The sequence below is a fragment of the Kitasatospora sp. NPDC091257 genome (genome assembly GCF_044757675.1).
Classification (GTDB): Bacteria; Actinomycetota; Actinomycetes; order Streptomycetales; family Streptomycetaceae; genus Kitasatospora; species Kitasatospora lactacystinica.
Genome location: NZ_JBIVVI010001068.1, coordinates 1 through 3157, shown reverse-complemented (window position 1 = coordinate 3157; position 3157 = coordinate 1). Strand labels below are relative to the sequence as shown.

Below are 3157 nucleotides of genomic sequence, written 5' to 3'. Positions count from 1 at the left end.
CTGTTCAGGAGGGTCGGGGCCGAATGCCCCGCGAGGCGCGCGGGCGGGTCGCCGCCGCGGGCCGCGGGGGCGCCGCACAACGGCGAGGGCGCCGCCGCCACCGGGGTGACGACGGCGCCCTCGTCGCGGCGCTGCGGCGGTCAGTCCTGCAGGACGACGACCGGGGCGACCATCAGCCGGGTGCGGCGCGGGTTGGCGGTGGCGGCCGGCAGCTCGGTGCCGTAGGTCACGACGTCCTCGGGCTTGCGGGCGCCCGGGATCTTGCTGAAGTCCTCGACCGAGGCCAGCGTCGTCCGGCGGGGGTTCGCCGTGGGGCGGCAGGACAGCGTGGACTTGGTGGCGTTCTTCGCCTGGGACATCGAGAGCACCTCGTGGTCATGGCCGGGTCGATCGCGGCGATCGGCACCGGCCTGATGGATTCCGATTGATTCGGAGGGGTTCTGGGCAGGCTGATCGGGGCCGTGCTCCGGAGACAGCCAGGTTACGAGATCTCATTCCACAGAGGCCGTGACCAAAGCTACACATTAGACTGTGATTTTGCTCACAAAATGCCGAGCAAAGTGCAGATATCCGACATATCGCCGCACCGGGATTTTCCGGCATTTCGCCGATAAGGGGCATTCCGGAAGGTCTGTGACTCTTCCCGACCCCGGGTCCGCTTGGCATGTATCCGGCGAGTGTCCGAAAAAGGCGGTATTCCGGTCCTGTTACCGCACAGTCCGTGAGAAGACGCAAGCGGTCGGTAGCGCCGGGCGCCCGGTACGTGCGGCCCTTGTTGGGATTCCCCGGCTGTGCTGGAATGCGACGGACCGTGGGTAGGGAGTGGTCCACCCCGGTGCCCGCTCTCCCGGACCGGCCGGGGTGCGGATGGAAACTCGACACCGTCCAGGCCGTGGCGACGCGGCGGGACGCCCGGTCCAGAGGTTGCGACGCCAGTGCAGGGACGTTTCAAAAGGGGTAGCGGCGCCGCGGGTAACCCGGAGTCGCGTGAGCCTGTGGCAGCCCCTCAACAGGCGGCGGCCCCCAGCGGCCCGGCCGAGCCGGTGACACCCGAGGCCGTCGGCCACCCGGAGGAGGAGGGCCAGGAGCGGAAGTCCGCCCGGGACAAACTCCGCACCTCCCTGACCCGGCGCCGCGCCACCGGTCTGAACCGGCTCGCGATGCGCAACTGGCGCATCCGCACCCGTCTGATCGCGCTGCTCGCCCTCCCCGTGCTGGTCTCGCTGGTCCTCGGTGGCCTGCGCATCCAGAGCTCGATGGAGAACTCGCAGCAACTCGCCCAGATGGCCAACCTCTCCGACCTGGCCAAGAAGGCGACCAACCTCGCGGACGCGCTCCAGACCGAGCGCGACATCAGCGCCGGCCCGATCACCCACGACCCGGCCGCGCCGCTGGACGACGACATCGTCGCGGCCCGCAAGTCCACCGACGACCTGAGCCGCACCTTCACCGCTTCCTCCGACAAGTTCGAGAACCTCGAACTGTCCGGCGGAAAGGCGCTGTTGCTCCAGATCCGCAAGGACCTGAACTCGATCGCGGACACCCGCAGCCTGCCGTACCAGAACAACCAGAACATCCAGTCGACGATCACCGCCTACGACGTGATCATCCGCGACCTGCTGTCCATCACCCAGGACATCGCGCTCGCGTCGAACAACAAGGACCTGGTCGTCTCCACCCGCGCGCTCCAGCAGTTCTCGCTGGCGAAGAACGCGACCTCGCAGCAGCGGGCCCTGATCAGCGCCGCGCTCGCCAACCCGAAGACCCCCGACCTCAGCCCCAGCGACGAGTCCTTCGGTATCCGTCTGCGCAGCTCGTACGACAACGCGATCGCGAGCTTCAACAACATCTACACCGCGCACGACCTGGACAACCTGCGCAGCCAGCTGAGCTACAACTCGGTGGTCGCCGACGCCGACCGCTACGCCTCCACGATCCTCACCCAGAGCGGCATCCGCCAGACCGAGGCGGTCAGCTACAAGGACTGGTTCGAGAAGGCCAGCTCCAAGATCACCGCCGAGCGCCGGATCGAGTCCAAGCTCATCGAGAACCTGGACGGCAAGGCCCAGGACCTCCAGTCCCAGGCCGACGCCGACGCCCTGATCATCGGTGTCGCGGTCGCCCTGGTGCTGCTCGTCGCCCTCGGTGGCGCCGGTCTGATCGCCCGCTCGATGGTGCGCTCGCTGACCCGCCTCCAGGCGGCGGCCGAGGACGTCGCCGAGCGCCGTCTGCCCGAGCTGGTCAAGACCCTCTCCGAGGCCGACCCGCACGACGTCGACACCACGGTCGAGCCGGTCGCCGTCGACTCCACCGACGAGATCGGCCACGTGGCCCACGCGTTCGACATGGTGCACAGCGAGGCCGTCCGCCTCGCCGCCGAGCAGGCCCTCCTGCGAGGCAACATCAACGCGATGTTCACCAACCTCTCGCGCCGCAGCCAGGGCCTCATCCAGCGCCAGCTGTCGCTCATCTCCGAGCTGGAGAGCCGCGAGGCCGACCCGGACCAGCTGGCCAACCTCTTCAAGCTGGACCACCTCGCGACCCGCATGCGCCGCAACGGCGAGAACCTCCTCGTCCTCGCCGGCGAGGACCCGGGCCGCCGCTGGACCCGTCCCGTCCCGCTGGTCGACGTGCTCCGCGCCGCCGCCTCCGAGGTGGAGCAGTACGAGCGCATCGAACTCGCCGCCGTGCCGTCGGCCGAGGTCGCCGGCCGCGTCGTCAACGACCTCGTCCACCTGCTCGCCGAGCTGCTGGAGAACGCCACCTCGTTCTCCAGCCCGCAGACCCGCGTCCGGGTCACCGGCCACGCGCTGCCGGACGGCCGCGTGCTGGTCGAGATCCACGACACCGGCATCGGCCTGAGCCCCGACGACCTCGCCGAGATCAACGAGCGCCTCGCCAACCCGCCGACGGTGGACGTCTCGGTCTCCCGCCGCATGGGCCTCTTCGTGGTCGGCCGCCTGTCCCTGCGACACGGCATCCGCATCCAGCTGCGCCCCAGCGACTCCGGCGGCACCACCGCGCTGGTCATGCTCCCCGTGGACGTCACCAATTCGGGTGACCGCCGCGGCCTTCCGGACCTTGCTCTCTGCCATGCACGAAGGCTACGCCGACCGGCGGACCGCTCGCGGCCGATCAAGCACGGAAACCGGTCCTG

2 protein-coding genes are annotated in these 3157 nt (G+C 69.4%); one reads left to right on the top strand and one right to left on the bottom strand.

Features of this window, described 5'->3' with window-relative positions; genetic code table 11:
- Nucleotides 1–140: 140 nt before the first annotated feature.
- Entirely contained in the window at nucleotides 141–359 is a 219-nt protein-coding gene (locus ACIQOV_RS34410) for a hypothetical protein (RefSeq protein WP_359915360.1), read from the bottom strand.
- A gap of 636 nt (nucleotides 360–995) precedes the next feature.
- Here ACIQOV_RS34410 and ACIQOV_RS34405 point away from each other — a divergent pair.
- On the top strand, nucleotides 996–3157 hold a 2162-nt coding region (locus ACIQOV_RS34405; RefSeq protein ID WP_401054748.1), incomplete at its 3' end, for a nitrate- and nitrite sensing domain-containing protein.

What these genes read in the sequence shown, in the direction of transcription:
- ACIQOV_RS34410 (WP_359915360.1), bottom strand. Translation starts at nt 359, where the DNA reads ATGTCCCAGGCGAAGAACGCCACCAAGTCCACGCTGTCCTGCCGCCCC.